General features: G+C 57.4%; 21 protein-coding genes and 3 pseudogenes. 19 read left to right on the plus strand and 5 right to left on the minus strand.

Annotated features, from left to right (window positions below; all coding sequences use genetic code 11):
• Positions 1-14 precede the first annotated feature (14 nt).
• The 9 genes and pseudogenes from ACZ1G7_RS02090 to ACZ1G7_RS02130 all read left to right on the plus strand — a co-directional run.
• Positions 15-410 (plus strand): annotated as a pseudogene (locus ACZ1G7_RS02090) (DUF3333 domain-containing protein); the annotation flags it as partial.
• Positions 411-977: 567 nt separating this feature from the next.
• Positions 978-1766, plus strand: a pseudogene (pstA, locus tag ACZ1G7_RS02095) (phosphate ABC transporter permease PstA); the annotation flags it as partial.
• 11 nt (positions 1767-1777) lie between these two features.
• A complete protein-coding gene (gene pstB / locus ACZ1G7_RS02100) occupies positions 1778-2578 on the plus strand; it encodes a phosphate ABC transporter ATP-binding protein PstB (protein ID WP_472661932.1) in 801 nt (266 codons plus the stop codon).
• 11 nt (positions 2579-2589) lie between these two features.
• Positions 2590-3294, plus strand: a complete 705-nt coding sequence (phoU, locus tag ACZ1G7_RS02105; RefSeq protein WP_472661934.1) for a phosphate signaling complex protein PhoU — start codon at positions 2590-2592, stop codon at positions 3292-3294.
• A 13-nt stretch (positions 3295-3307) separates the two neighbouring features.
• A complete protein-coding gene (gene phoB / locus ACZ1G7_RS02110; RefSeq protein WP_472661936.1) occupies positions 3308-3994 on the plus strand; it encodes a phosphate regulon transcriptional regulator PhoB in 687 nt (228 codons plus the stop codon).
• 6 nt (positions 3995-4000) lie between these two features.
• Complete coding sequence (locus ACZ1G7_RS02115; protein ID WP_472661938.1) at positions 4001-4525, plus strand: ester cyclase; 525 nt, start codon at positions 4001-4003, stop codon at positions 4523-4525.
• Positions 4526-4541: 16 nt separating this feature from the next.
• Positions 4542-5231, plus strand: a complete 690-nt coding sequence (locus ACZ1G7_RS02120) for a D-lyxose/D-mannose family sugar isomerase (RefSeq protein WP_472661940.1) — start codon at positions 4542-4544, stop codon at positions 5229-5231.
• A gap of 533 nt (positions 5232-5764) precedes the next feature.
• A complete protein-coding gene (locus ACZ1G7_RS02125) occupies positions 5765-6226 on the plus strand; it encodes a hypothetical protein (protein WP_472661942.1) in 462 nt (153 codons plus the stop codon).
• Between the two features lie 65 nt (positions 6227-6291).
• Complete coding sequence (locus ACZ1G7_RS02130; RefSeq protein WP_472661944.1) at positions 6292-8172, plus strand: SLC13 family permease; 1881 nt, start codon at positions 6292-6294, stop codon at positions 8170-8172.
• 100 nt (positions 8173-8272) lie between these two features.
• Here ACZ1G7_RS02130 and ACZ1G7_RS02135 read toward each other — a convergent pair whose 3' ends face one another.
• The gene (locus ACZ1G7_RS02135) at positions 8273-9037 is read right to left on the minus strand and encodes an SDR family NAD(P)-dependent oxidoreductase (RefSeq protein WP_472661945.1); all 765 of its coding nucleotides are present in this window, start codon (positions 9035-9037) and stop codon (positions 8273-8275) included.
• Between the two features lie 397 nt (positions 9038-9434).
• Between ACZ1G7_RS02135 and ACZ1G7_RS02140 the strand changes: the two genes are divergently transcribed.
• The 3 genes from ACZ1G7_RS02140 to ACZ1G7_RS02150 all read left to right on the plus strand — a co-directional run bounded on the left by ACZ1G7_RS02140 (position 9435) and on the right by ACZ1G7_RS02150 (position 13130).
• The gene (locus ACZ1G7_RS02140) at positions 9435-10316 is read left to right on the plus strand and encodes a beta-keto acid cleavage family enzyme (protein ID WP_472661946.1); all 882 of its coding nucleotides are present in this window, start codon (positions 9435-9437) and stop codon (positions 10314-10316) included.
• An 80-nt stretch (positions 10317-10396) separates the two neighbouring features.
• Positions 10397-11995, plus strand: coding sequence for a GMC family oxidoreductase (locus tag ACZ1G7_RS02145; RefSeq protein WP_472661947.1), 1599 nt, complete (start codon positions 10397-10399; stop codon positions 11993-11995).
• Positions 11996-12005: 10 nt separating this feature from the next.
• A complete protein-coding gene (locus tag ACZ1G7_RS02150) occupies positions 12006-13130 on the plus strand; it encodes a mandelate racemase/muconate lactonizing enzyme family protein (RefSeq protein ID WP_472661948.1) in 1125 nt (374 codons plus the stop codon).
• 3 nt (positions 13131-13133) lie between these two features.
• On the opposite strand, the gene ACZ1G7_RS02155 is transcribed toward ACZ1G7_RS02150, so the two are convergent.
• Both ACZ1G7_RS02155 and ACZ1G7_RS02160 read right to left on the minus strand, forming a co-directional pair.
• Positions 13134-13862 (minus strand): glucose 1-dehydrogenase, encoded by a 729-nt coding sequence (locus ACZ1G7_RS02155; protein ID WP_472661950.1) that lies wholly within the window; start codon positions 13860-13862, stop codon positions 13134-13136.
• Positions 13863-13967: 105 nt separating this feature from the next.
• Positions 13968-14978 carry a zinc-binding alcohol dehydrogenase family protein gene (locus tag ACZ1G7_RS02160; RefSeq protein ID WP_472661952.1) on the minus strand — a complete coding sequence of 337 codons (1011 nt, stop codon included), beginning with the start codon at positions 14976-14978 and terminating at the stop codon, positions 13968-13970.
• A 211-nt stretch (positions 14979-15189) separates the two neighbouring features.
• Here ACZ1G7_RS02160 and ACZ1G7_RS02165 point away from each other — a divergent pair, with 211 nt between their 5' ends.
• Positions 15190-15564, plus strand: coding sequence for a winged helix-turn-helix transcriptional regulator (locus ACZ1G7_RS02165; RefSeq protein ID WP_472661954.1), 375 nt, complete (start codon positions 15190-15192; stop codon positions 15562-15564).
• Positions 15565-15607: 43 nt separating this feature from the next.
• On the opposite strand, the gene ACZ1G7_RS02170 is transcribed toward ACZ1G7_RS02165, so the two are convergent.
• Complete coding sequence (locus ACZ1G7_RS02170) at positions 15608-16492, minus strand: DMT family transporter (RefSeq protein WP_472661956.1); 885 nt, start codon at positions 16490-16492, stop codon at positions 15608-15610.
• A gap of 18 nt (positions 16493-16510) precedes the next feature.
• Positions 16511-17952, minus strand: a pseudogene (locus tag ACZ1G7_RS02175) (NAD-dependent succinate-semialdehyde dehydrogenase).
• Positions 17953-18444: 492 nt separating this feature from the next.
• Between ACZ1G7_RS02175 and ACZ1G7_RS02180 the strand changes: the two are divergent.
• From ACZ1G7_RS02180 to gdhA, 6 genes are all read left to right on the plus strand, one after another.
• Positions 18445-19233 (plus strand): SDR family NAD(P)-dependent oxidoreductase, encoded by a 789-nt coding sequence (locus tag ACZ1G7_RS02180; protein ID WP_472661958.1) that lies wholly within the window; start codon positions 18445-18447, stop codon positions 19231-19233.
• Positions 19234-19301: 68 nt separating this feature from the next.
• Positions 19302-19997 carry a CoA transferase subunit A gene (locus tag ACZ1G7_RS02185; RefSeq protein ID WP_472659765.1) on the plus strand — a complete coding sequence of 232 codons (696 nt, stop codon included), beginning with the start codon at positions 19302-19304 and terminating at the stop codon, positions 19995-19997.
• Positions 19994-20617: a 3-oxoacid CoA-transferase subunit B gene (locus ACZ1G7_RS02190; protein WP_472663648.1), complete on the plus strand. Its 624-nt coding sequence runs from the start codon at positions 19994-19996 to the stop codon at positions 20615-20617. The genes ACZ1G7_RS02185 and ACZ1G7_RS02190 overlap by 4 nt, the downstream gene beginning before the upstream one ends.
• A gap of 32 nt (positions 20618-20649) precedes the next feature.
• Positions 20650-22578 carry an acyl CoA:acetate/3-ketoacid CoA transferase gene (locus ACZ1G7_RS02195; protein ID WP_472661960.1) on the plus strand — a complete coding sequence of 643 codons (1929 nt, stop codon included), beginning with the start codon at positions 20650-20652 and terminating at the stop codon, positions 22576-22578.
• 124 nt (positions 22579-22702) lie between these two features.
• The gene (locus tag ACZ1G7_RS02200; protein ID WP_472661962.1) at positions 22703-23494 is read left to right on the plus strand and encodes an SDR family NAD(P)-dependent oxidoreductase; all 792 of its coding nucleotides are present in this window, start codon (positions 22703-22705) and stop codon (positions 23492-23494) included.
• Positions 23495-23686: 192 nt separating this feature from the next.
• Complete coding sequence (gene gdhA / locus ACZ1G7_RS02205; RefSeq protein ID WP_472661964.1) at positions 23687-25045, plus strand: NADP-specific glutamate dehydrogenase; 1359 nt, start codon at positions 23687-23689, stop codon at positions 25043-25045.
• Positions 25046-25065 lie beyond the last annotated feature (20 nt).

The raw sequence follows: 25065 nt of genomic DNA on the forward strand, positions 1-25065 counted from the left end.
CAGAATTGACGGGCATGCATTCAGGTGCCTCTGCTGCGAAGCGGACCGCGCGGCGCCGGGCCGCCGAATTCCGGCTGAAGTTATACGGGATCATCGCGATCTTTTTGGCGGGTGCAGCACTTGTGGCGTTGCTGTCGTCGGTGCTGGGCAAGGCCACAGGTGCGCTGACGGAAACCTACCTGACGCTGCCCGTCACCCTTGAGGCGTCCGAGATCGACCCGGACGGGACAGGCGATCCGAAGATCATTCGTCGCGGGAATTTCACGGGGCTGACCAAAGACATGCTGAAGGCCGAGTTCCCCAGCGCCAAAGGACGCACGACGCGCCGGGAGCTGTATGACCTGACCTCAGCCGGGGCGGCATATGAGCTTGCGGACAAAGTGGCGGCGAACCCGTCGCTGGTGGGCGAGACGATTGAGTACCCGTTCCTGGCATCCGACGTGACGGACTTGTATTTGAAGGGCGATTTTGGAGAGCTTTTGAAAAAAGACACCTCCGGCAACATCACTTTGACGCCTGAGGGTGACGGGTATCTTGTCAGCTCCAGCGAGGATGATTTCGCGGCTGCGCTAGAACGCGTCAAGGAGGCGCTCGTCGTGCAGGCCAAGGTGTTGCGCCGTCAGGCAGCCTTGCAAGACAACGGTGTGCGCGAATTTACCCGCCGGGCCGAGGCCGCCGAGACTGATGAGGTCCGCGAAAAGAACCTGACGCTTGCATCGCAACGCAGCGCGCAACGCGATGCGTTGCTGGCGCAGGCGGATGATCTGGAAGCGCGTTCGGAGGCGCCGGGCGGCGATGAGATGCTGAGCGATGAGAACCGGTCGGTCTTCATCAGCGTCGCAGATGGTTGGTTGAAGATGACGCGGATCACGCCCACGGGCGGCATTGCTGAACCTGTGATCCCGATGGCGCGCGAAGTGACGGCATCGAACGCGTGGGGGCTGTTTGTCACTGATTTGCCAGCCAATGCGCGCAAAGTTTCGGACAATCAGATCATTTGGATCGAAACGCTGCGCGAACGCGGGCAGGTCGATGTGGTGTTCAATACTCGTTTCTTCACGGCGGGCGACTCGCGCGAGCCTGAATTGGCGGGTATCTTGGGTGCGGCCGTGGGGTCCTTCTGGACCATGGTTGTGACCTTCGCGCTTGCTTTCCCGATTGGGGTGGCCGCGGCGATCTACCTTGAAGAATTTGCGCCGAAGAACAAGTTCACCGACTTCGTGGAGGTCAATATTAACAACCTCGCGGCCGTGCCGTCGATTGTTTTTGGTTTGTTGGGGCTGTCCCTGTTTCTGGGCGTCTTTGGGGTGCCGCGATCCGCGCCGATTGCCGGTGGTCTGGTGTTGGCGCTGATGACGCTGCCCACCATCATCATCGCATCGCGCGCGGCGATCCGTGCTGTGCCACCGTCCATTCGCGACGCGGCTGTGGGGCTGGGCGCCAGCCCGTTGCAGGCCAGCATGCACCACGTGCTGCCCTTGGCGATGCCCGGCATTTTGACCGGCACGATCATTGGGATGGCGCAGGCGCTGGGCGAAACCGCGCCGCTGATCATGATCGGGATGGTCGCGTTTATTGTCGACATTCCACAAGGGATCACGGACAGTGCATCGGTCCTGCCGGTGCAGGTGTTCCGTTGGTCCGACTTCCCTGAACGCGCGTTTGAGGCGCGCACCGCCGCCGCAATTTGCGTCTTGCTCCTGTTTCTGGTGATCATGAACGCAATTGCAGTTTTCCTTCGCAAACGCTTTGAGCGCCGTTGGTAGGAGTTATGACTATGCTGGACGACCTAAAATCTATGGAGCGCGTGATGGCCGACGACGACATCAAAATCAAAGCGAATGGCGTCGACGTTTTTTACGGCGACAACCACGCAATCAAAGACGTGAGCGTCGACATTCAAAACCGCGCGGTGACGGCGTTTATCGGCCCGTCAGGCTGCGGCAAGTCAACGTTTTTGCGCTGCCTGAACCGGATGAATGACACGATTGATGTGTGCCGTGTGACGGGCGATATGCGCCTTGATGGGCAAGATATTTACGCCAAGGACGTCGACCCGGTGCAGCTGCGCGCGCGCATTGGGATGGTGTTTCAAAAGCCAAATCCGTTCCCGAAATCGATCTATGACAATGTGGCTTATGGGCCCAAAATTCACGGGCTGGCCAAGAACAAAGCCGAGCTGGACGAGATCGTCGAAAAATCGCTGCGCCGCGCGGCGATTTGGGATGAGGTTAAAGACCGCTTGGACGCGCCCGGCACCGGGTTGTCCGGTGGCCAGCAACAGCGTTTGTGCATTGGTCGTGCCATTGCGACCGCGCCCGAGGTTCTGTTGATGGATGAGCCATGTTCCGCGTTGGACCCGATTGCGACCGCGCAGGTCGAAGAGTTGATCGATGAGCTGCGACAGGACTTCACGGTTGTGATTGTGACCCACTCCATGCAGCAGGCGGCCCGCGTGAGCCAGAAGACGGCCTTCTTCCATCTCGGCGATTTGGTGGAATATGGCGAGACGGATAAGATTTTCACAAACCCCGAAGATCCGCGCACGGAAAGCTACATCACCGGCCGGATCGGTTAAGGATATTTGAAATGAATGATGCACATATTGCGTCCGCCTTCGACCGCGACCTGGAAGGCATTCAGGCGCTGATTATGAAAATGGGCGGGCTGGTCGAGACGGCTATCTCAGATTCCGCCCGTGCGTTGGACATGCGCGATTCAGAGCTTGCGGCGATTGTACGCAAGAATGACAAGGCAATTGACGCGCTGGAGGAGGAAGTTGCCTCCGAAGTAGCGCGAGTGATTGCTATGCGCGCGCCCACAGCGGGCGATTTGCGCACGGTTCTTTCAGTGATGAAGATTTCCGGTAATCTGGAGCGGGTCGGCGACTACGCCAAAAACATGGCCAAGCGCACGACCGTTTTGTCGGAAATGCAGCCTGTGAACGGCACCGGCGCCTCGATCCGGCGGATGACCAAACTGGTCAACGTGATGATGAAAGACGCACTGGATGCCTATATTCAGCGCGATGTCGAGCTGGCGGAAGATGTGCGCGCACGCGACACCGAAGTTGACCAGATGTATAACGCGCTGTTTCGCGAATTTCTGACCCACATGATGGAAGACCCGCGCAACATCACACCGTGCATGCATCTTCATTTTATTGCCAAGAACATTGAACGTATGGGGGACCATGTGACCTCAATCGCGGAACAGGTGATTTACCTTGTCACCGGCGAAGCACCGGATGATGAACGCGACAAGGCGGACAGAACCTCATACGTGGCCACCTAACAGGAGCTTTAAGATGTCACGCGAACCTGTTGTTTTAGTTGTAGAAGATGATCCTTCGCAGCGCGAGGTTCTGGCCTATAATATCCAGGCAGAGGGCTATCAGGTCTTGACCGCCGACAATGGCGATGAAGCTCTTTTGAGCGTGCGCGAAGAGCAGCCGGATCTGGTTGTGCTGGACTGGATGCTGCCCAATGTCTCAGGGATTGAGGTCTGCCGCCAGATCAAGAAAGACGCGTCACTGGCCAAGCTGCCGGTGATCATGCTGTCGGCGCGATCAGAAGAAGATGACCGGGTGAGGGGGCTCGAAACCGGTGCTGACGACTACATCATCAAACCCTATTCCGTGGCAGAACTGCTGGCACGTATCCGCACGCAACTGCGCCGTACGCGGCCCGCTGCCATGGGCGAACGGCTCGAATTTGACGACATCATTGTCGACATTGAAGAACACCGTGTCACACGTGGCGATACGGCCTTGAAACTGGGCCCGACAGAGTACCGGTTGCTTACAACTTTCATGGAACGCCCGGGTCGTGTCTGGTCGCGCGAACAGCTGCTTGACCGTGTCTGGGGACGCGATATCTATGTCGATACCCGCACCGTTGACGTGCATGTCGGCCGGCTTCGCAAAGTGCTGACAAGCCAAGGCGGTGATGATCCGCTGCGCACCGTGCGCGGCGCGGGGTATGCGCTAGGATAATTTGCCATGAAAGGCTCACGGCCCGAACAAGCGGTGCTTAGCCGCGACACAGATATGTCCAAGACCGAGGCGACGCGCGCCGTTATTGAGGGCATGGTTGACGGTTTGAATGACCACCGGATTGCCGATATTGGCGATTTCTTCTCTGAAACCTTCCGTTGGATGGGCAACACGGGCTGCGGCACCAAAGAGGGTGTGCGGGAGTTCCAGAGCAATTGGCAAAAGCCGTTTCAAGCCGCATTTCACGACAAAACCTGCGTAGATGAGGCCCGGCTTTACATGGGCGAATGGGCCGCTGCCTTTGGGCGTCAAGAAGCGACGCATGGCGGCACGTTTATGGGCGTTGCCGCGACCGGTAAACGCGTAGAAATTCGTTATATGGATTTCTGGAAGGTTGTTGACGGCAAGATTGTCGACAATTGGGTCATGGTTGATTTCCCGCATGTGCTTGCACAGCTTGGCGTAGACGTATTTAACGGCGAAGGCTGGGAGGCCTTTGACAGCGGTCAAAAAGAGCCGCCAAAGCCCTGAAAGAAAGATACAGATTATGAAACGCTCCTTCGTGAACGAAACCCTTTTGCAGGGTGACGCCTTTATTAGATCCTTTGGCCATATCCTGCCGCCTTTTGCCTATTGGACCCCGTCAGAGATGAAAGACCGGCAGAGCAGCATTCAGGGCATTCTGGACGCGCGTTTGGGTTGGGATATCACCGATTACGGGGACGGCGATTTTGAGAAAATGGGCCTGTTTCTGTTCACCACACGCAACGGTCGGCAATCTGACCTGAAGGCCGGTGGCGGCATGTGCTACGCGGAAAAGATCATGATCTCGCGCCATGACCAGATCAGCCCGATGCACCGTCACGTCGTGAAGGCCGAAGACATCATCAACCGTGGCGGCGCGACGCTTGCAATTCAGATGCATGAAAGCGCGCCGGATGGGACGCTGGATGAGCATCTGGACGTCACAGTGGCGTGCGACGGGATTACGCGGACGCAAAAGGCTGGTGACGTGCTGATGCTTGCGCCGGGTGAAAGCGTGACGCTGATGCCCGGCAACTGGCACAAGTTCTGGGGCGAGGGTGGCGACGTGCTGATCGGCGAGGTCTCCGCCGTCAATGACGACGAGACCGACAATATCTTCCATCCGCCGCTGGATCGGTTTGCCGGCATCGAGGAAGATGAAGACCCGGTGCATCTACTGGTCTCGGACTACAAAAGCTATTTTGGCCTTTAGCAGACATGTGCCCAAGCCGCGCTTCGCGCGCGGTTTTAATCTGTCTGTTCGTTTGCTTTTTACTTTCAAAGAGCGTGGTATGTCGTTCTTTTAAAATGATTTTCGAGCAAACTCTTTGCTTTGCGGGCATGACGGAGTATTGAGGTAATTTACCATAATACCGATTAAGAGATTATTGTCCCGCCGCTTCGTGCCAGACAGTACCGGAAGCCCAAGTTCGACCGTGATGTCAGAATCCTGTTCCACACGGATGGTGTCCCATACCGGCGCCAGCTTGGGCAATGAGACTAAGGCCTGGTACTTTCATCATATCGTGCGATCTATCACCTCGGGGACTGCGTACTTTGCCAACTCTTACTATAAAAAATGTAGGTACTTGCTAAAAACGTAGAGCAATCGCAGTTTGATATGGATTGCGCGGATGAAGATCGAACCATTTTGCGGGACCTGCCATGCTGTCAGCGGCTGAGCCGCCAGACGTCATGAACCTTTTGGGATCCCGGTGCGCAGACCATGATCGCGGAGGGAAAACGATGTCAAAAACCAAAAAAGTAGAATTTCTGGATATCTTCCGAACCTTTGCGGATGCGATGTCGCCGCCGAACATTTCCGCCGATATGTTTCCGAAGTTTGACCCCCTACCCGGCTTTGGCGCGACGGATCCCCTTGGCCTTGTCGGTAAGAGCCAGAAGCAACTTGAGGCGTTGAAGAAAGCCAATGAATCCACTGCCGAGATTGTCCGTGCCCATTCGATGCGACAGTCACAAATTTTCAACGACCTGATGCAGGCAGCTCAGGACCATGCCAAGCGTTTGGAGACACCTCTGTCGCCCGAGAGCCAGCAAAAGAACTTGGAAGTGTACACTCAAGCCTATGAAAAGGCCGTCGAGTTGATGCAGGTGATGGCCGAAGAAACGCGTGTCGCATCCGAAGAGGTGTTTCAGAAAGTCTCCGCCCAAGCGCGCGACACTATCGATGAGATTAAGGCGAAGTGACTATGCCGAGCCTCATCTCGCTTGGGGCAAGCGCGTAAAATTGGATTAAGAGGCAGAGTACGACAGTGCCACTCATTGAACTGACCACGGAAATGATCGTCGTTCTGAGCGTGCTGGGGATCACCATCGCCCTGTTCGTGACGGAAGTGTTTCGCATTGATTTCACGGCGATGGTTGTCATGGTCACACTTGGCTTGCTGTCGCAACTTCCCGGATTGGGAAACATCGCAGATACCGCCCACCTGTTTGATGGGTTCGCATCCAACGCGGTCATTTCTATAATTGCAGTCATGATCATTGGCGCCGGGCTGGATAAAACCGGATTGATGAGCAAGGTCGCTGGCTTGATCCTGAAGCATGGCGGGTCTTCGGAGGCGCGTGTCATTCCGATCATCTCGGGCACCGTTGGGGTGATCTCCTCTTTCATGCAGAATGTCGGGGCGGCGGCGCTTTTCCTGCCGGTGGTCAGCCGCATTTCGGTGCGCACCGGGCTTCCGCTTAGCCGGCTGCTGATGCCGATGGGGTTTTGTGCGATCCTTGGCGGCACGATGACGATGGTGGGCTCGTCGCCACTGATCTTGCTGAATGATCTGATCCTGACGGCAAATGCGGGCCTACCGGAGGGCCAAAAGATGGACACGTTCGGGTTGTTCGCGGTGACCCCGATTGGCGTCGCACTGGTACTGTCCGGGATCATCTATTTTGTTGTTCTGGGACGATTTGTGCTTCCCGCGCAGGCTGATCGTGATGATGGAGCGAACCCACGGTCCATTAAGGAATACTTCCACAACACCTACGGGTTCGACACTGATGTGTTCGAGGTTGAGATGCCAGAGAATTGCGGTGTCGATGGGACCACGATTTTGGACCTCACCCATGAGGGCCATGTCACCATTATCGGAACCTATCACAAAGGGTCGCGGTTTTTTGCGCCATTGGTGTCGACCGAGCTGATCACCCCCTGCCGTCTGGCCATGATCGGAGAGCGGGGCGCGGTGGAAAAGATTGCTGAACAATATGGCGCACGGATCTTGCCGCAGCTTGAGATATTCGGGGAAGAACTGGCGCTGACCAATTCAGGAATTGCAGAGGCGGTTATCCCGCCCGGCTCCAGCCTGATTGGCAAAACCGCACGTGATGTGCTGATGCGAAAGACCTATGGATTGAACCTGATGGCGATCCACCGTGGCCAGGACACCCTGACCACGCTGGAACATGATGGGGAAATGACCAAAGCTGCCCTCGTGCCGCTGCAGGCCGGTGACACGATTGTGGCATTCACCAAATGGGAGCGTCTGGCCCGGCTGACGGAGGACCGCGATTTTGTCGTCGTGACCCAAGATTTCCCGCGTGAGGATTTGCGTCCGCAGAAGGTCCTGCACGCGCTGATTTGTTTCCTCATTGCGTTGGTGCTGATCCTGTTCACCGATATCCGGCTATCGCTTAGCCTGTTGGTTGGGGCGGTGGGTATGATCATGACAAAAGTTGTCTCGATCGAGGAAGCCTATGGGGCTGTGAGTTGGAGCACGGTGTTCCTGCTGGCCTGCCTCATTCCGCTGGGACAGGCGGTTCAGAACACAGGGACCGCCGCATGGATCGCGCAGGAAATCCTGCGCCTGATGGATGGCGTACCCATCTTTGGCTTGCAGATTGGTATCGCCGTTCTGGCTACAGCGTTCACGCTGGTAATGTCGAATGTCGGAGCAACGGTCCTGCTTGTGCCGCTAGCAGTTTCCATTGCAGTCGCCGCGGGCGGCGATCCGGCGGTTTTTGCATTGACGGTGGCGATTGCCACGTCCAACTCATTCCTCATCCCGACCCATCAGGTGAACGCGCTGATCATGGGCCCTGCGGGTTACAAGGTTACCGATTTTATCCGCAGTGGCGGGATCATGACCGTGATCTTTTTGGTTGTCTCGATGACCATGATGGGGATCGTATTCTGACCTGCCTCAATAACAGGCAAGGCCCCCTCGCCTCCGCCTTTAAGCGTTAGGAGAGCTGCGCCCGAAGACCGACGAGGGACTGGTTTGGCACAGATATCTCTCAGGAGACGGTCATACCGCCATCTATGATGATCGTCTGGCCTGTGATCATCGCGGCCCCTGTCAAAAGGAAGGAAATCAATTCCGCCACATCCTCGGGCTGCACATGGCGTTTGATCAGGGATTTGTCGAGCGCGGCTTGCTTGCGTTCTTCTGGCCAGTCCGCCGTCCACGGCGTGGCGACCTGCCCCGGTGCCACTGCATTGACGCGCACGCCAGGTGCCAAGCCGCGTGCGAGCGAACGCGTAACGCTGACCACCCCGGATTTGGTTGCGGCATAGGGCGTGCTGCTGCCCTGCAAACCAACGCCTGAGGTTGAGGCCGTGTTCACAATCGCTCCCTCGGAGGCTTTCAGCGCGTCGGCTGCGGCCTTCGACACGCGGAAGACGCTGATCAAATTGGTGCTGAGCAGCGCCTGCCAAAGCTCTTCCGAAATACCGCCCAGATCGGACGGAGGAATGGGGTCTTTTGTGCCTGAGATACCTGCGTTGTTCACCAGATAGTCGAGCCCGCCAAGATCAGCGATTGCCTGTTCAACCATGTTTTCGGCATTCCCGGGGACAGACACGTTGCCGGGGGCTGCGATGACATCAAGGCCTTGTGCCATTAACTTGTCGATCTGCTCAGCCCCGGCGGGATCGCCATCGAGGTGGTTCATCGCAACCTTCGCGCCCCGGCTGGCAAGCATGGTAACAGTCGCTAGACCAATGCCCGACGCACCCCCTGTGACAAGCGCGCGGCGCCCCGTTAGATCCTGACTTTGCATAGTGCCTCTCCGATATCTACGTGTTGTACCAAGGGTGTTTCTCAGTTGCGGGATCACACCGTGTGACGTGCTGAACGCGCATCTATTAGGCGTCTGCAAGATGCCAGCTTTTCAATAGCAATTTTCATGACTTAAAGTCATGTACAGTTATTATATTCATTTACTTACAAAAATGTAGGTACTTGGTGTTAACTCTGTGAACTCCTAGTCTGAAGCTGAGTTTGGCCTAGTATTCAAAATGCAAACCGGCAGGCCCCACAAAGAAGCACTCGCTGCAAACACGTGTAGGGGATTCACCGGGACGGGGTTCTGTTTTGCGCTTGGCAGACACATGGCGTGGGCGACGGGGTTGCCAATAGTTTTTGAAGCCGGATGAGCACTGATAGGGGATATTGAATTGCCACAGAAAACCATTCTGACCTGCGCTGTTACGGGAAATGGCACGATGCCGTCGCAGAACGAAAATCTGCCGGTTACGCCAGAGCAAATCGCGCAAGCGGCGGTCGACGCTGGCAAGGCCGGGGCCGCCATTGCGCATATGCATGTGCGTGACCCCGAAACAGCCAAAGGGTCGATGGACATCAACCTTTACCGGGAGGTCGTTGACCGCATCCGGGAAGCGGGTTCGGACGTTATCATCAATCTCACAACCGGAGAGGGCCAACGGTTTGTCCCAAGCGAGGACGACCCAAGCGTCGCAGGTCCGGGCACCACACTCGCCCACCCTGCCCTGCGCGCGGCCCATGTCAAAGAGCTGAAGCCTGAGATCTGTACGCTCGATTTCAACACGATGGTCAACAAGACTTGGACCGTGATCAACACGCCGCCGACGCTGGAGGTGATGGCAAAGATCGTGGACGAGGCCGGAACCAAGCCGGAGATCGAGATCTTCGATTCAGGCGACCTGAACATGGCGAAGGATTTTATCAAACGCGGGCTTCTGACGCCCCCGGTGATGTTCCAGTTTGTGATGGGGATTAATTTCGGCGCAGCGGCCAATACCCAGACGCTCGCCTATCTGGTTTCACAATTGCCCGACGGTGCTATCTGGGCGGCTTTCGGGATCGGCCGAATGTCGTTTCCGATGCTGGCGCAGTCATATCTTTTGGGCGGTCACGTTCGGATCGGCATGGAAGACACCGTTTATGTCGCCAAAGGCGAGTTGGCAAAAAGCAACGCACAACTGGTGGAGAAAGCCGTGCACATTGTCGATCAACTGGGGGGAACGATGGCGACAGCGGCAGAGGCGCGTCAGATGCTTGGCCTCAAACCGCTCTAGGCCATTCCCCCTGAAGGCCGGGCCGTGTTTCTCCCGCACGGTTCGGCCCAAGTACTGTTGGGCAACGATCAGGACGTTTCATGGAAGCAGATTATATAGTTGTAGGGGCCGGGTCGGCGGGGTGCGTGCTGGCAAATCGGCTGAGTGCGGACCCCAAGAACAAGGTGATCCTGATTGAGGCCGGGCCAAGGGACCTATACCCGTGGATTCACGTGCCTGTCGGGTACTTCAAGACCATGAACAATCCCGGCTACGATTGGTGTTATAAGACTGATCCCTGCCCTGAGCTGAAGGGTAAGGAGGTACCCTGGCCGCGCGGTAAGGTTCTGGGCGGCAGTTCCGCCCTGAACGGATTGCTCTACGTCCGTGGCCAGCAGGAGGACTACGACCATTGGCGCCAACTTGGCAATGTCGGTTGGGCGTGGGAGGACGTGCTGCCGCTGTTCAAGCGGGCCGAAAGCAATGAGCGCGGCGCGGATGAGTTTCATGGCGATGACGGGCCTTTGTCCGTCTCTGACCCTGTTTACAAACACCCGATTTGCGAGGCGTGGATTGCAGCGGCCAAGAATGCGGGCTACCCGGAGAACCCGGATTACAACGGTGCGCAGCAGGAAGGTGTTGGCTTCTTTCAGCTGACCACCAAGAACGGGCGCCGCTCCAGCACCGCTGTGGGGTATCTCAACCCTGTCCGCAGCCGCTCGAACCTTGATATTTTGACCAATACGCAAGTGTCAAAGGTGATCATTGAGGACAATCAGGCGACTGGCATCGAAGTGATCGGGAAAGGCGGCACGCGCATTATCAAAGCGCGGTGCGAGGTGGTCTTGTCGGCAGGTGCTGTTGGATCGCCCCACATTTTGATGTTGTCGGGCGTTGGGGATGCCGAGGCTTTGCAGGACAAGGGTGTGACGCCGGTGCATAACTTGCCCGGTGTTGGCAAAAACCTACAGGACCATCTGCAGGCCCGCACGTCCTTCAAGACCCGCAACCGCACGGTCAACGATGATGTCCGGGGCCTGTTCAGCCAGGCCAAGGTGGCGATGCAATATGCCCTGACCCGCAAGGGGCCGATGACGATGGGGGCCAGCATGGCCTTTGGGTTTCTGCGCACGTCCGATGATCTGGACCTGCCCGACATCCAGTTTCATATCAATCCTTGGTCCGCAGACAGCCCTGCCGAGGGTGTTCATCCGTTTTCCGCGTTTACCGCAACGGTCTGTGTGCTGCGTCCTGAAAGCACGGGCGAAGTACGGCTGGCCAGTGCCGACCCGCTCAAACACCCGCATATTGTTCCGAACTATCTGGCCACCGAAAACGACCAGCGCAAAGCTGTCGAAGGCGTTCGCATTTCACGCCGGATCGCTCGGCAGGATCCGCTGGCAGCGGAAATCAGTGAAGAGTTTCGCCCGCCTGCGAATCTGGACAGCGATGATCACGACGCGGTCTTGGATTGGATCCGGGGCAATTCAACGACCGTGTATCACCCGACCGGCTCGTGCAAGATGGGGTCTGACCCGATGGCCGTTGTGGACGACCGCTTGCGCGTGCATGGCATAAAGGGGTTGCGCGTGGCAGATTGCGCCATCATGCCTCAGATCGTATCTGGCAATACCAACGCAGGTGCGATCATGATCAGTGAAAAGGCTAGCGACATGATCCTTCAGGACGCCAAGGGTTAGGAGACACGCAATGACCGCAAGCGTCGATATGAGCCTGACACTGAACAAGGTCGAGGCCGTTTTGGTGCGCACCAAAATCGAAACCCCTGTGCGTACCTCCTTTGGCATTATGTATGACCGGCCCACATTACTGGTCCGCGTGACCGATGCCTCGGGCGTCATGGGCTATGGTGAGATCTGGTGCAACTTTCCGGTCTGCGGCGCGCCGCACCGTCAGCAATTGGTCGAGACGGAACTTGCCACCCGGCTGGCCGGGCAAAGCTTTGGCTCGCCGCAGGACTGCTATGCGGCGATGAATGAGATGCTGCATATCCTGCGTTTGCAAACCGGGGAGCCGGGACCGATTGCCCAGGCCATTGCCGGGGTCGACATCGCGGTTTGGGACATGGTTGCACGCCGCGCGGGCCTGCCTGTTTATGCGCTGCTGGGATCTGAGCGGAACGTCATCCCGGCCTATGCCAGTGGGATCAACCCTGCCGGGGTGCTTGATACGGTGGCAGCGGCACGAGCGCGCGGACATAGGAAGTTCAAAGTAAAGGTTGGTTTTGGGGACGAGACGGACAAAGCCAATGTCGCAGCGGTTGCTGGCGATATCTCGGGGGATGAGGTCTTCCTTCTGGATGCCAATCAAGGATGGACGCCCCAGGCGGCTATCGAAGCCATGGAGTGGATCGAGCCTTTCGCCCCTTATTGGATCGAAGAGCCGATGCCGGTGGACACACCGCCTGAGCAGTGGTTCGCCCTCAAAGAGGCAACGACCGTGCCGATTGCCGGAGCAGAGAATTTTATCACAGGCGCGGAGTACGACGCAGTTATCGAACAAAAATGGCTCGACATCATCCAGCCCGATATTGCCAAGTGGGGCGGGTTTTCTGAGTGCCTTCCGGTTGCGCGCAGCGTAGTGGCAAACGGGCTGACCTATTGCCCGCATTCGCTGGGCGGCGGGGTCGCGCTTGCGGCTTCAGCCCATTTGCTGGCGGCTGCAGGTGGGCCGGGATTGCTGGAATGCGATGTGAACGAAAACGCGTTTCGCGATCAGGTCTTTCCGCTACCCTTACAAGACGGGATTGTTACGCTATCTGACGCCCCGGGCTTGGGTGCGGACACGGACCTGTTGGACCGATCCTTTTCTTGACGCTCAAGAACTGAGCGCGCCGTCCACGACAAATTCATGGCCGGTACAATAGGCGGAATCGTCTGACGCGAGAAACAGTACCATATTGGCGACGTCCCTGACCTCGGCCAGATGGCCCAATGGCACCTTCGCCGCCAAGTCCGCGCCCGAGACGCCATGCGCTTCAAGCATCGGCGTGTCGATGAAACCGGGATGCACGGAATTGACGCGGATACCGTATGCGCCAAGCTCTTTCGCCGCGGATTTGGTCATGCCGCGCAGCGCCCATTTTGTTGCGCAGTAGGCATGAGCTTTAGCGCCCCAAAGCCCCGCGACCGACGAGATATTGATGATGCTGCCGCACTTGGCCTGCTTCATTAGTGGTGCGGCCTTTTGCATGCCCAGAAACACGCCCGTCTGGTTGATCGCCACAGTCTGGTTCCAGTCTTTGAGCGTCGTTTCTTCCAATGTCAGCACCCGGAAGATACCAGCGTTGTTGACCAGCACGTCCAACCGACCATGCAACCGAGCAACTTCCGCGATAACGTTGTCCCAATCGTCTTCTGAGGCGACATCATGTTTGACGAAGTGGCAGGCATCGCCGAGACGAGCAGAAGTCTCTGCGCCCAAGTCAGCGTTGATGTCTGTGATGACAACCTGCGCGCCGGCTTCAATGAAAAGCTCGGCCTCGTCGGCGCCCTGCCCGGCCGCACCACCGGTGATCAAAGCAATCTTGTCATCCAGTCGGTTCATGGCGGGTTCCTTGTTCGGGACTGAGCGTTAGACCGGGTCCAGTTGGAATATGTGCCGGTCGCCAGAAAAATGGGAAGGCCCGAAAAGCCTTCCCAAAAAGCGTTATCAGCTAATGCCGTCGAGTACGGTCTTGCCGACGGCGGCACCACTGTCTTGGTGCACCAAAGCTTCTCTCAGACTTTCTGCTGTGAGTGGACCCATCTTCTTGTTCACGGTCGAGACTACGTCGCCCGCATCTACCAATGCAGAGACACGGCTCAGGAGCTTGGCCTGTGCGTCCATGTCATCAGCCTTGAACATCGAACGTGCGAACATGAATTCCCAGCTAAAGCTCAAGGCTTTCATCTTCAGCGCCTGCCAATTGATGTTTGCCGGGTCGTCGATCATGCCGATATGGCCCCGTGGCTTCATCATCTCGATGATCGCGTCCCAGTGGCCTTCTGTTCCGGTCAAAGAGGCCACATATTTGGGCGCAATGCCAATCGCAGCCATTTCTTCATTCAGCGGGTTGCGGTGGTTGACGACGTGATCCGCGCCCATCTTCTTAACCCAATCGACTGTGTCCGGGCGCGAAGCGGTCGCAACCACTGTCAGGCCAGTCAGCTTCTTGGCAAGCTGGATCATGATGGAACCGACTCCGCCTGCCCCGCCGATCACCAAAAGCGCTTCGCCAGCGCCTTCGCCTTCGGCAATGCCAAAGCTGTCAAACAACATTTCCCATGCGGTGATACTGGTCAGCGGCAATCCTGCAGCTTCGGCAAAATCAAGCGATGACGGTTTCTTGCCAACAAGGCGTTCATCCACGCATTGCAACTGCGCATTGCTGCCATCGCGGGTGAATTCGCCTGCGTAAAACACTTCGTCACCGGCCTGAAGGCCAGTCACGTCCGAGCCCACTTCGCGCACCACGCCCGCGGCGTCAAAGCCCAGGATGCGCGGCTCACCTTCGGGCGGCGGACGGTTGTTGCGTACCTTGACGTCAACCGGGTTCACCGACACGCCGCGCACTTCTACAAGAAGGTCGTTGGCACCGGGTGTTGGGTCAGCTGTTTCGAATTCCACGGCTGCCGCGTCAGCAGTCACCGGGCCCTTTTCTGTGTAACCAATTGCCTTCATGTTCTCTCCGAGTTTGTTGCATCGAGGTTAACGCGCAAACTGCGTTTCGAGGCAAAAAAACACAAGTACCAACATTTTTGTACCTAACTATAGGATCAATAATTATAGTAGTGCTTCATTTCGCATGTATTGACTATTTCAGTGTCTGCATCTACGTGCAGGGTAATCCTGCGAGTATGACTCGGTGAAGTGAACGAATAAGAGGTACGACATGGCAAGAAAGTATGATTGGAGAACCGGCAGCAATGTCGAAGCGACGCTTAGCGTTATCGGCGGTCGCTGGAAGCCAGTGATCCTGTGCAACTTGCTGGTGGAACGACAGCGGTTCGGCGAATTGTGCCGCAATATGCCAAACGCCACCCAACGCATGATCACCTTGCAACTTCGCGAACTTGAAGCCGATGGCGTTATCAAGCGCCATGTCTATGCTGAGGTTCCGCCGCGCGTGGAATATGAGCTGACCGAATTCGGAAGATCGCTCCAGCCTGTGTTGGAAGTCATGCGCGAGTGGGGCATTCAGTTCAAGAAAGAACGCCTCGAAGAAGAAAAAGGCAAATCCAGCGCAAAATCGGAAACCGCAGCATAGTTTGATCCGTCGGGTTATTCGATCAGCGTGCCGGTAAATCAGGTCACGTTTTGGAGCCGCTGCGGCTTTCGGATCGGATGATGTAGATCCCAGTCGCTATGATGATTGCGGTCCCGACACCGGTCCAGCCATCGGGGAATTGCGCAAAGATCAACCAGCCAAAAAGCGTGGCCCAGATGATGGTCGAGTACTGCATTGGGGCCACAACCGACGTTCTCGAAATCTCGACCGCGCGGATGATCAACACCTCCCCCAGAGCGGCGAAAAGCGCCATCGCGACGAAGACCAGCGCCGTCAGCCCCGTCTCAGGGGTTTTCCAAAAGAACGGCAACGGTATGCAAAGTACCAGAAATCCGACAAAGGCGGTATAGGCGAGCGTGACATGCGTGCTGTCTTTCGTAGCCAGCACGCGGCCCATAACCTGTCGCACCGCGAACAAGGACGCGGCGACAAACACCAGAAAGATCGCTGGATGAAGCACGCCGCCGCCCGGGCGAACCACAATGATCGCACCAACAAACCCCAGCGCCGTCGCTATCCACAATTTTGGACCGACATATTCCCTGAGGTAGAAAGCCCCCAGAATAGTGACGATCAAAGGCGCGACGAAGGTGACTGCCATGGCCTCAGCCAGTGGGACAAAGGCAAAGGCCACCGCGTTGCATAAAGGGGCAAGAACAGCCAACGCCCCGCGCGTGATCTGAAGCTTGGGGAACGCGGTTTTGAAAAAACCAAATCCCCGCCGCATCGCGAGGATCAGCACTACGGCGACCAATCCGGCTTGGCGTGCCCAAACAATCTGTACCGGATGCGCCGTATCGGTCAGCAGCTTGGTCAACGTGTCACTGCTGGCAAAACAAAAGAAGCCAAGTGCCATCATCAGCAACCCACGGCCGTTCTGGTACTCAACCGTGTTTGGTTGTCTCACTCGGGCACCCTCGCCTGATTAAAGAAATGCCTTCTGTGCTATGGATTTCGGTACCAGGTAATGCTCAAGGCTTTCCGGGCCGCCCTCGACGCCGTAGCCGCTTTCCTTCACGCCGCCAAAGGGCGTTTCAGGAATGGCCACGCCGACGGTGTTGATCCCGACCATGCCCGCCTCCAAAGCGTCTGCCGTGGCGTGGGCGCGTTCCATCGAGTTGGTCAGCGCGTAGGACGCGAGTCCCAGCTCCAATGCGTTGGCCCGGGCCGCGACGTCGTTCAAATCGCTGAAACGGGTCATTGGGGCCACCGGGCCAAAGGGCTCTTCGGTCATCAGCATGCAGTCATCAGGCGCGTCCTTGACCACGGTTGGGGCGAAGAAATAGCCTTGATTGCCGATCCGTTCACCGCCCGTGGTTATTGTGGCGCCGCGATTGCGAGCGTCGTCGACGAACTCCTCCATCGCGCCCAGACGCCGTGGGTTCGCCAGCGGCCCCATCTGAGACGCAGGGTCCATGCCGTCACCCACCACAAGTTTGGTTGCGCGTTCGGTAAAGGCATCAACGAAGTCGCCATAGATTTTGTCTTGCACAAAAAGCGCGTGGGTGAGATGCAGATTTGTCCCGCGTTGCGGAAAGCGCCCATGACCATCAGGTCCGCCGCCTTCGCGATATCCACGTCATCCCAGACCACGACTGGCGCATGGCCGCCCAGTTCCATCGTGACCCGCTGCATGCGATCTGCAGCCATTTTGGACAGCTGCTTGCCCACAGGCACCGATCCGGTCAAAGAGATTTTGCGGATGACATCGGAATCCAACAGGTGCTTGGTCAGCAGCGCTGAGGGGCCAAAGACCACGTTTACAACCCCTTTGGGCAGGCCTGCATCCATCAATGCCTGGGTCAGCAGGATCGCTGAGGCGGGTGTTTCGTTGGAGGCTTTCACGATCACAGAACAGCCCGCGGCAAGCGATGCGCCCACTTTCTTTGAGACGGTGTTGATCGGAAAGTTCCAGGGCGTGACCGCAAGGCAGGGACCGACCGGCGCATGGGTGACGTAATGTGTCGTGCCCGGCGCGCGGCCCTCTACGATGCGACCATGCATGCGTTTGCCCTGCTCGGCGCTAAATTCGATGATGTCTGATACCGTGCCAACTTCTGCCTTCGCCTCGGCCAACGGTTTGCCATTCTCAAGGGTGACTGCAATGGCGATCTTATCGGCACGTGCGCGCACAAGGTTCGCGGCGTCAATCAGGATGCGCGCCCGGTCATAGGGCGACATCGCCCGCCATGTCTCAAAGCCCCGCTTGGACGATGCGAGGGCCGCGTCCAGATCATCGGGAGAGGCCGCCGGCAATTGAGCAAGTACCGCCTCGTTGGATGGGTTGATCACCGGTTGCGTCTTGCCGTCGGATGCCTTGCGCCATTCACCGTCAATCAGAAGGTTCAGTTCGGGGTATCGGGTCATGTCAGTGTCCTTTGCGGGTCAGGTCCGTGCTTCCCGTCACAAGGAAGCGGCATCCGATCAGTTGGCGGGGCGTGGTCATCAATGCAAAGCCTTGGCGTTGACTTCCGATCAACATCCAATGGCAGTGGCGACGGAGCCAATGACCGTCGATTTTCAATCCCAGTCCATTACCTACAAGGCACAGTGATCTGCACAAGTACGTACAATTCCTGCCAATAGGCACATGAATTATAGTGATGGCTGCAAGAAGGAGAGTAGTCTATTCGCCCGTACCGTCTGTAGAGAATTCGCCGCGCCGCGAGCCCGAAAGAAACCGAAGCGCGCGTCTGGACTCTCAACAATACTTACAAAATTGTATGTACTTGCGCATTTGCACAACAGTCGGCACCCTTTGAAAAATGTGGTGGCCTAAAGACGCAAACCAGCGCCGGTTTCGTCTGATGGGCGGCGCAGGCCACTCGCGGCACCGGTCACCTAACAAGAGGAGAGATCATGAGCGACGGACATGAGCTATCAGGAAAACTCGCGGTTGTTACCGGTGCTGGGCGTGGACTGGGGCGCTCCATTGCTTTGTCATTGGCTGGCGCGGGTGCGGACCTTGCGATTTGTTCGCGCACCCAGTCAGAGTTGGACGCGGTCAAAGCCGAGGTCGAAGCTTTGGGGGCACGCTGCCTTGTTGGGGCGGTCGACCTGTCTGATCCCGATGTCACCAAAAGTTTTTGCGACAGCATCTTGTTAGAGTTTGGCAAAGTTGACGTTTTGGTCAATAACGCAGGTGCCGAGTTGGAAATTCGCCCCATTGCAGAATCCGACCCCGACCGTTGGTGGAAAACAATTGAGATCAACGTGCGGGGCCCTTACTTGGTGACGCGCTTCTTGCTTGAGGGTTTCGCGGACGGGGGGAAGATCATCAACGTAACCTCGGGTATGGGCAAGGCTGCAGGGACGGATAACAGCGCCTACCACATCTCCAAGGCGGCGATGAACATGTTCACGGGCGCGCTTGCAAACGAGCTGTGGCAACGCAAGATCGACGTCAACAATCTGATCCCCGGCCCCGTTGCGACGGGGATGCTAAACCGGGATGCGGTGACCGGGCAGAAAACGACGTCAGAAGAAATTCTTGCGAAGTTTGCCGAAAACCCGCCCGAACGTTTCCCGCCTTGGGAGCGCTTGAAACACCCCGATGAGATCGGCGAATTGGCGGTCTATATGGCGACACGGCCCATTGGCGGCCCGAATGGTCAGGATTTTTCCCTCGCGCGGCGTCCGCTGGGGTGAGCGCGAGCATTACAATTTTCAGGGCTTAATTGACGCGGTGAGGCGTCCAGACTTTTAGAGGATATGGCATGAATAAGATTTACGCTGATGCGGCGTCAGCCCTTGACGGTTTGTTGCAAGACAACATTCAGATAGCGGCTGGTGGGTTTGGTTTGTGCGGGATCCCGGAGTTGTTGATTGATGCGATTGTGGCGAGTGGGGTGACGGGTTTGACGATTGCGTCGAACAATTGCGGGGTTGACGGGTTTGGCTTGGGCAAGCTGCTCGACACGCGGCAGATCAGCAAGATGATGTCCTCCTATGTGGGCGAGAATGACGAGTTCATGCGGCAGTATCTGGCGGGTGAGCTGGAGATCGAGTTCAACCCGCAGGGCACTCTGGCGGAGCGGATGCGCGCGGGCGGTGCGGGTATTCCGGGGTTTTACACCAAGACCGGCGTCGGCACGGTGATTGCCGAGGGCAAGGAGCATAAGGAGTTCAACGGCGAGACCTACATTATGGAGGAAGGCATCTTTGCTGATCTTTCCATCGTGAAGGCGTGGAAGGCCGATGAGACGGGCAACCTGATCTTCCGCAAGACGGCGCGGAACTTTAACCCTCCGGCGGCGATGTGCGGCAAGGTCTGCGTGGCGGAGGTCGAGGAAATCGTACCGACGGGCAGCCTTGACCCGGACCTGATCCATGTGCCGGGCATCTATGTGCATCGCTTGATCCAGGGCACGCATGAAAAACGTATCGAACAACGCACGACGAGGGCAGCATAATGTGGGATCGCAATCAAATGGCCGAGCGGGCCGCCGCGGAGCTGGAAGACGGCATGTATGTGAACCTTGGCATCGGGATCCCGACGCTGGTGGCGAATTATGTGGGCGATAAGGACATCACGCTGCAGTCGGAAAACGGGATGCTGGGCATGGGCCCGTTCCCGATTGAGGGCGAGGAAGACCCGGACCTGATCAATGCGGGCAAGCAGACGATCACGGAGCTGAACCGGACCTCTTACTTCGACAGCGCGACCTCGTTTGGGATGATCCGAGGCGGCAAGATCGCGGCGGCGATTCTGGGGGCAATGGAGGTCGCTGAAAACGGTGACCTGGCGAACTGGATGATCCCCGGAAAGCTGGTCAAAGGCATGGGCGGCGCGATGGACCTGGTGGCGGGTGTCGGCCGGGTGATCGTGGTGATGGACCACACGAACAAGCATGGCGACAGCAAGCTTTTGAAAGCCTGCACCCTGCCGCTGACGGGCAAAGGGGTGGTCGATATGATCATCACCAACCTCGGCGTTCTGGAGGTGGTCGAGGGCGGGTTGAAAATCCTCGAGCTGGCCGACGGCGTCTCTGAGGAGCAGCTGAGGGCGGCGACGGAAGCGAAGATTGTTTGAGTGAAGTTGCAAACAAGAGGTAGGGTGAGACCATGCGCAGAAAAGTCATCAGCCCCGCCGACGCTGCCGCCCTGATCAAGGACGGCGATACGATCACAACCTCTGGTTTTGTTGGAACTGGCGTGCCGGACGAATTACTCGCCGCCATCGAAACCCGCTTTCTCGAAACGCAGGAACCGTGCGACCTAACGCTTTTCTTTGCCGCAGGTCAGGGCGACGGCAAGACGCGCGGATTGAACCGGCTAGGCCACGAAAGGCTGCTGGAACAGGTGATTGGTGGCCATTGGGGGCTGATCCCAAAAGTCGCGGCTCTCGCCGTGGAAGGTAAAATCAAGGGCTGGAACCTGCCGCAAGGGGTGATCAGCCAGCTCTACCGCGATATCGCGGCGGGCAAGCCGGGCCTGCTGACCAAGGTGGGGTTGGAGACATTTGTAGACCCGCGCAACGGCGGCGGGGCTGTCAACGAGCAAAGCACCGAGGCGCAGGTTGAGTTGATGCCGATGCGCGGCGAGGACATGCTGTTCTACCCTGCCCGCCCGATCTCTGTCGCGCTGTTGCGCGGAACGACCGCTGATGAGGCGGGGAATGTCATGATGGAGCGCGAGGCGTTGTTGTTGGACAATCTTGCGCAAGCTATGGCGGCGAAGAACTCCGGTGGTGTGGTGATCGTTCAGGTGGAGCGGATTGCGGCCAGCGGCACGCTTCCAGCGCGTGACGTGCATATTCCGGGTGTTCTGGTCGATGCGGTTGTGGTCGCACGTCCTGAGTATCACCCGCAGACCTATGGCACCGCGTTCAGCCAAGCCTTTACCAATCGAATGCGCTCCCCCCAGGGGGAAATTGCGCCAATGCCGCTTGATGCGCGCAAGATCATCGCGCGGCGCGCGGCCTTTGAACTGCCGATCAATGGCGTCGTTAATCTGGGCATCGGCATGCCGGAGGGTGTTGCAGCCGTGGCGGCGGAGGAAGGTTTGATATCTCATCTGACCCTGACCGCTGAACCCGGGGTGGTTGGCGGGCAACCGGCCTCCGGCCTCGACTTTGGCGCGGCTGTTAATACGGATGCGATCATCCCGCAGAACAATCAGTTTGATTTCTACGATGGCGGCGGGCTTGATTTGGCGTGTCTCGGCATGGCGCAGGTGGATCAGATGGGCAACGTCAATGTCTCCCGCTTTGGACTCCGGCTGGCTGGTGCGGGCGGCTTCATCAACATTTCGCAGAACGCGCGCGCTCTGGTCTTTACGGGGACGTTTACAACCGGAGGGTTGGACATAGCTATCACAGAGGTGGGTTTGAGGATCACGCAGGAGGGCAAGGCCCGGAAATTCCTGAGCGCGGTTGAGCAAGTGACCTTCTCTGGCGCGCGCGCCGCGCGATTGGGGCAAAAAGTGCTCTATGTGACGGAGCGATGCGTCTTTGAGCTGACCGAAGCAGGTGTGAAGCTGACCGAGGTTGCGCCGGGCATAGATCTGGAACGGGATATTCTGAACCAGATGGAAACACGGCCCTCAATGGACGAAGTGATCGAGATGGACGCGCGCATCTTTGCCGAGGGCGAGATGGATTTGCGCACGGATCTTTTGCAGCTCGACCTGCCCGACCGCATTGCGCTGCATGACAAGAACGACCAGCTGTTTCTCAATTTTGAGAAGATGCGCGTGCGGACCGCCGAGGACGTCAGAAAGGTGCGTGATCTGGTCGTGCGCATCTGCGAAGCCCATGGCCGACCTGTGGACGTGATCGCAAACTATGACGGATTTCGCATTGATGACACGCTTGAGACCGCCTGGGCCGAGATGGTTGAGGATGTCACGAGCCGGTATTATCGCGAAGTTACGCGTTATTCCGGTTCGGCCTTTATGCGGATGAAGCTGGATAAGGTATTCGACAAATCCCGGATGCATTTGTTTGAAACCAGAGAACAGGCCCGCGCTTTTCTCGACCACCCCAAAAAGTGATCGCCGCAGTCTCCAAGGTGAGGATCAGGCACGCAAACATATTACTTACATAATTGTAGGTACTTGCATTTTATTTCATGAAAGAGCAGCGTTTTAGTCGGATAAATAAAGAGAGTAACTCCGTATGGACAAGCCGTTGGAGGGGAAGGTCGCCATCGTTGCAGGGGCAACTGGCGGGATTGGACAGGCGACAGCCAGACGACTAGCTGCAGACGGCGCCAAAGTTGTTGCTGCAGGACGCAGCGAAGGCAAGCTTGACGCCCTGGCCGCGGAAACCCCGGGCATCGTTTCACAGATCACGGACGTCTCAAACGAAGACCACGTGCGCGCCATGATCGACCGCGCAGTCGACACCTTTGGCAGACTGGACATCGTGTTCAACGGAGCCGGTATTACGGGCGACAACGCCCTGATCGAAGATCAGGATATGGCGAACTATCACAAGGTGATGGACATCAACGTCACCGGCAGCTTTCTGGTTATGAAACATGCCATCCCCGTGCTGCGAAAATTTGGCGGGGGATCGGTTGTGAACGTCGGCTCTGCCGCTTCCGTGCAGGCCGGCCGGGTAACAATGCCGGTTTATTGCATCAGCAAACATGCCATCGTGGGCCTGACCCGCGTCGCGGCCAAAGCCCATGGCGGGGACAATATCCGGGTCAATGTGATCTGCCCCGGTCAGATCGACACCGATATGCTGGCTGCGGTCGAACAAGACATGATGGAAGCGACCAAGGATGACCCCAATGCGGGCGGCGTCGAAGAGGCGCGCAAAAAGGTGATCGCCGCCATCCCTGCTGGCCGATACGGAACACCAGAAGAAGTTGCTGCACTTGTTTCCTTCCTTGGACGGGACGAAGCGAGCTTCATCAACGGGAGCACCTACACGATTGACGGCGGGTTCACCCCGGCCTGACACAACTGCTCATCGACTCGTTCGAGTGAGGATACCGTATCTGAGTGGACCGCGAAGCTGTGTGGTACAGCCTGTTCGCAGCCATCGGCTGACCGAGCACGGTGCGGATCAGAAGGAAGGACAGCCTATTCAGTTAGGTCCTTGGGGAGAGCCCTGACAAGCTGCTGAACCTGATAAGCTAAGGAGGACCCCATGGCCGTCTCAGATCACGTTGGTTTCACTGATTTCATGGCTGGTGTTGAAAAGCGCAATCCCGGGCAGACCGAATTTGTTCAAGCCATCCATGAGGTAGCGCAGGATATATTTGGCTTCATCGAGGACAAGGAAGAATACCACGAATATCAGATCCTCCGCCGTATCGCAGAGCCGGACCGTGTCGTTAGCTTTCGGGTCTGCTGGGAAGATGACGACAATAACATCCGCGTGCAGCGCGGCTGGCGAGTGCAGAACAACAACTCCATCGGACCCTACAAAGGCGGCATCCGGTTCCATCCCAGCGTTACGGAAAGCGTCCTGAAATTTCTGGCGTTTGAGCAGACCTTCAAGAACAGCCTGACCGGCCTGCCGCTGGGTGGCGGCAAGGGCGGCTCAAACTTCAATCCCAAGGGTAAATCCGATCACGAGGTTATGCGGTTCTGTCAGTCCTTCATGACAGAGCTTTACCGACATGTCGGCGACGACATTGATGTTCCGGCTGGTGATATCGGCGTGGGCGGGCGCGAGATTGCTTATATGTTTGGGCAGTACAAACGCATCACCAATCGTTTCTCTGGCGTGCTGACGGGCAAGGGATTGGAGTTCGGCGGCAGCCTGGTGCGAACAGAGGCAACGGGATACGGTGCGATCTATTTTCTGCAGGAAATGCTGTCCCGCGTGGGCGACTGCCTTGAGGGCAAGACGGCGATTGTCTCAGGCTCTGGCAATGTCGCTACCCATGCCGCTGAGAAGATCGTGCAGCTTGGCGGAAAGGTTCTAACACTGTCAGATTCGCAGGGCTTTGTGCATGATCCGGACGGGTTCGATCTAGGCAAGATCAATTGGGTCAAAGCCCACAAGACCCAGCGCAGGGGACGGATTGCGGACTATGTCGAGGCATATCCATCAGCCACGTATCATGCGGGCGCGCGCCCTTGGGGTGTACCCTGCGATGTCGCGGCCCCTTGTGCCACACAGAATGAGATTAGTGGCGCGGACGCAAAAACGCTTGTCGCCAACGGATGCAAGGCCGTGGTGGAGGGTGCCAATATGCCGACCGATCTGGATGGTGTGTCGATATTCAAGGAGGCACGCATCCTCTTTGGTCCCGGCAAAGCAGCAAACGCGGGGGGCGTTGCGCTGTCTGGTCTTGAAATGAGCCAGAACGCTGCCCGCCTTGCATGGACTGAAGACGAGCTGCAGGAACGCCTGCGTCAGTTGATGACGGGTATTCATAGCAAGTGCACTGACTACGGCGGGGAAGACGGGGCGGAGTATTGCGACTACGTTAAAGGCGCGAACATAGCGGGATTTAAGAAAGTCGCTGACGCGATGCTTGCATACGGCGTCGTCTGATGTGTCAGGGTTGGTAGGAG

This window comes from Litoreibacter sp. JB4-2, from assembly GCF_055693445.1.

Bases quoted from the DNA above. Each gene is read 5' to 3' on its own strand.
- pstB (WP_472661932.1), top strand. From the start codon at position 1,778: ATGCTGGACGACCTAAAATCTATGGAGCGCGTGATGGCCGACGACGAC.
- phoU (WP_472661934.1), top strand. From the start codon at position 2,590: ATGAATGATGCACATATTGCGTCCGCCTTCGACCGCGACCTGGAAGGC.
- phoB (WP_472661936.1), top strand. From the start codon at position 3,308: ATGTCACGCGAACCTGTTGTTTTAGTTGTAGAAGATGATCCTTCGCAG.
- ACZ1G7_RS02115 (WP_472661938.1), top strand. From the start codon at position 4,001: ATGAAAGGCTCACGGCCCGAACAAGCGGTGCTTAGCCGCGACACAGAT.
- ACZ1G7_RS02120 (WP_472661940.1), top strand. From the start codon at position 4,542: ATGAAACGCTCCTTCGTGAACGAAACCCTTTTGCAGGGTGACGCCTTT.
- ACZ1G7_RS02125 (WP_472661942.1), top strand. From the start codon at position 5,765: ATGTCAAAAACCAAAAAAGTAGAATTTCTGGATATCTTCCGAACCTTT.
- ACZ1G7_RS02135 (WP_472661945.1), bottom strand. From the start codon at position 9,037: ATGCAAAGTCAGGATCTAACGGGGCGCCGCGCGCTTGTCACAGGGGGT.
- ACZ1G7_RS02145 (WP_472661947.1), top strand. From the start codon at position 10,397: ATGGAAGCAGATTATATAGTTGTAGGGGCCGGGTCGGCGGGGTGCGTG.
- ACZ1G7_RS02150 (WP_472661948.1), top strand. From the start codon at position 12,006: ATGACCGCAAGCGTCGATATGAGCCTGACACTGAACAAGGTCGAGGCC.
- ACZ1G7_RS02155 (WP_472661950.1), bottom strand. From the start codon at position 13,862: ATGAACCGACTGGATGACAAGATTGCTTTGATCACCGGTGGTGCGGCC.
- ACZ1G7_RS02160 (WP_472661952.1), bottom strand. From the start codon at position 14,978: ATGAAGGCAATTGGTTACACAGAAAAGGGCCCGGTGACTGCTGACGCG.
- ACZ1G7_RS02165 (WP_472661954.1), top strand. From the start codon at position 15,190: ATGGCAAGAAAGTATGATTGGAGAACCGGCAGCAATGTCGAAGCGACG.
- ACZ1G7_RS02180 (WP_472661958.1), top strand. From the start codon at position 18,445: ATGAGCGACGGACATGAGCTATCAGGAAAACTCGCGGTTGTTACCGGT.
- ACZ1G7_RS02185 (WP_472659765.1), top strand. From the start codon at position 19,302: ATGAATAAGATTTACGCTGATGCGGCGTCAGCCCTTGACGGTTTGTTG.
- ACZ1G7_RS02195 (WP_472661960.1), top strand. From the start codon at position 20,650: ATGCGCAGAAAAGTCATCAGCCCCGCCGACGCTGCCGCCCTGATCAAG.
- ACZ1G7_RS02200 (WP_472661962.1), top strand. From the start codon at position 22,703: ATGGACAAGCCGTTGGAGGGGAAGGTCGCCATCGTTGCAGGGGCAACT.
- gdhA (WP_472661964.1), top strand. From the start codon at position 23,687: ATGGCCGTCTCAGATCACGTTGGTTTCACTGATTTCATGGCTGGTGTT.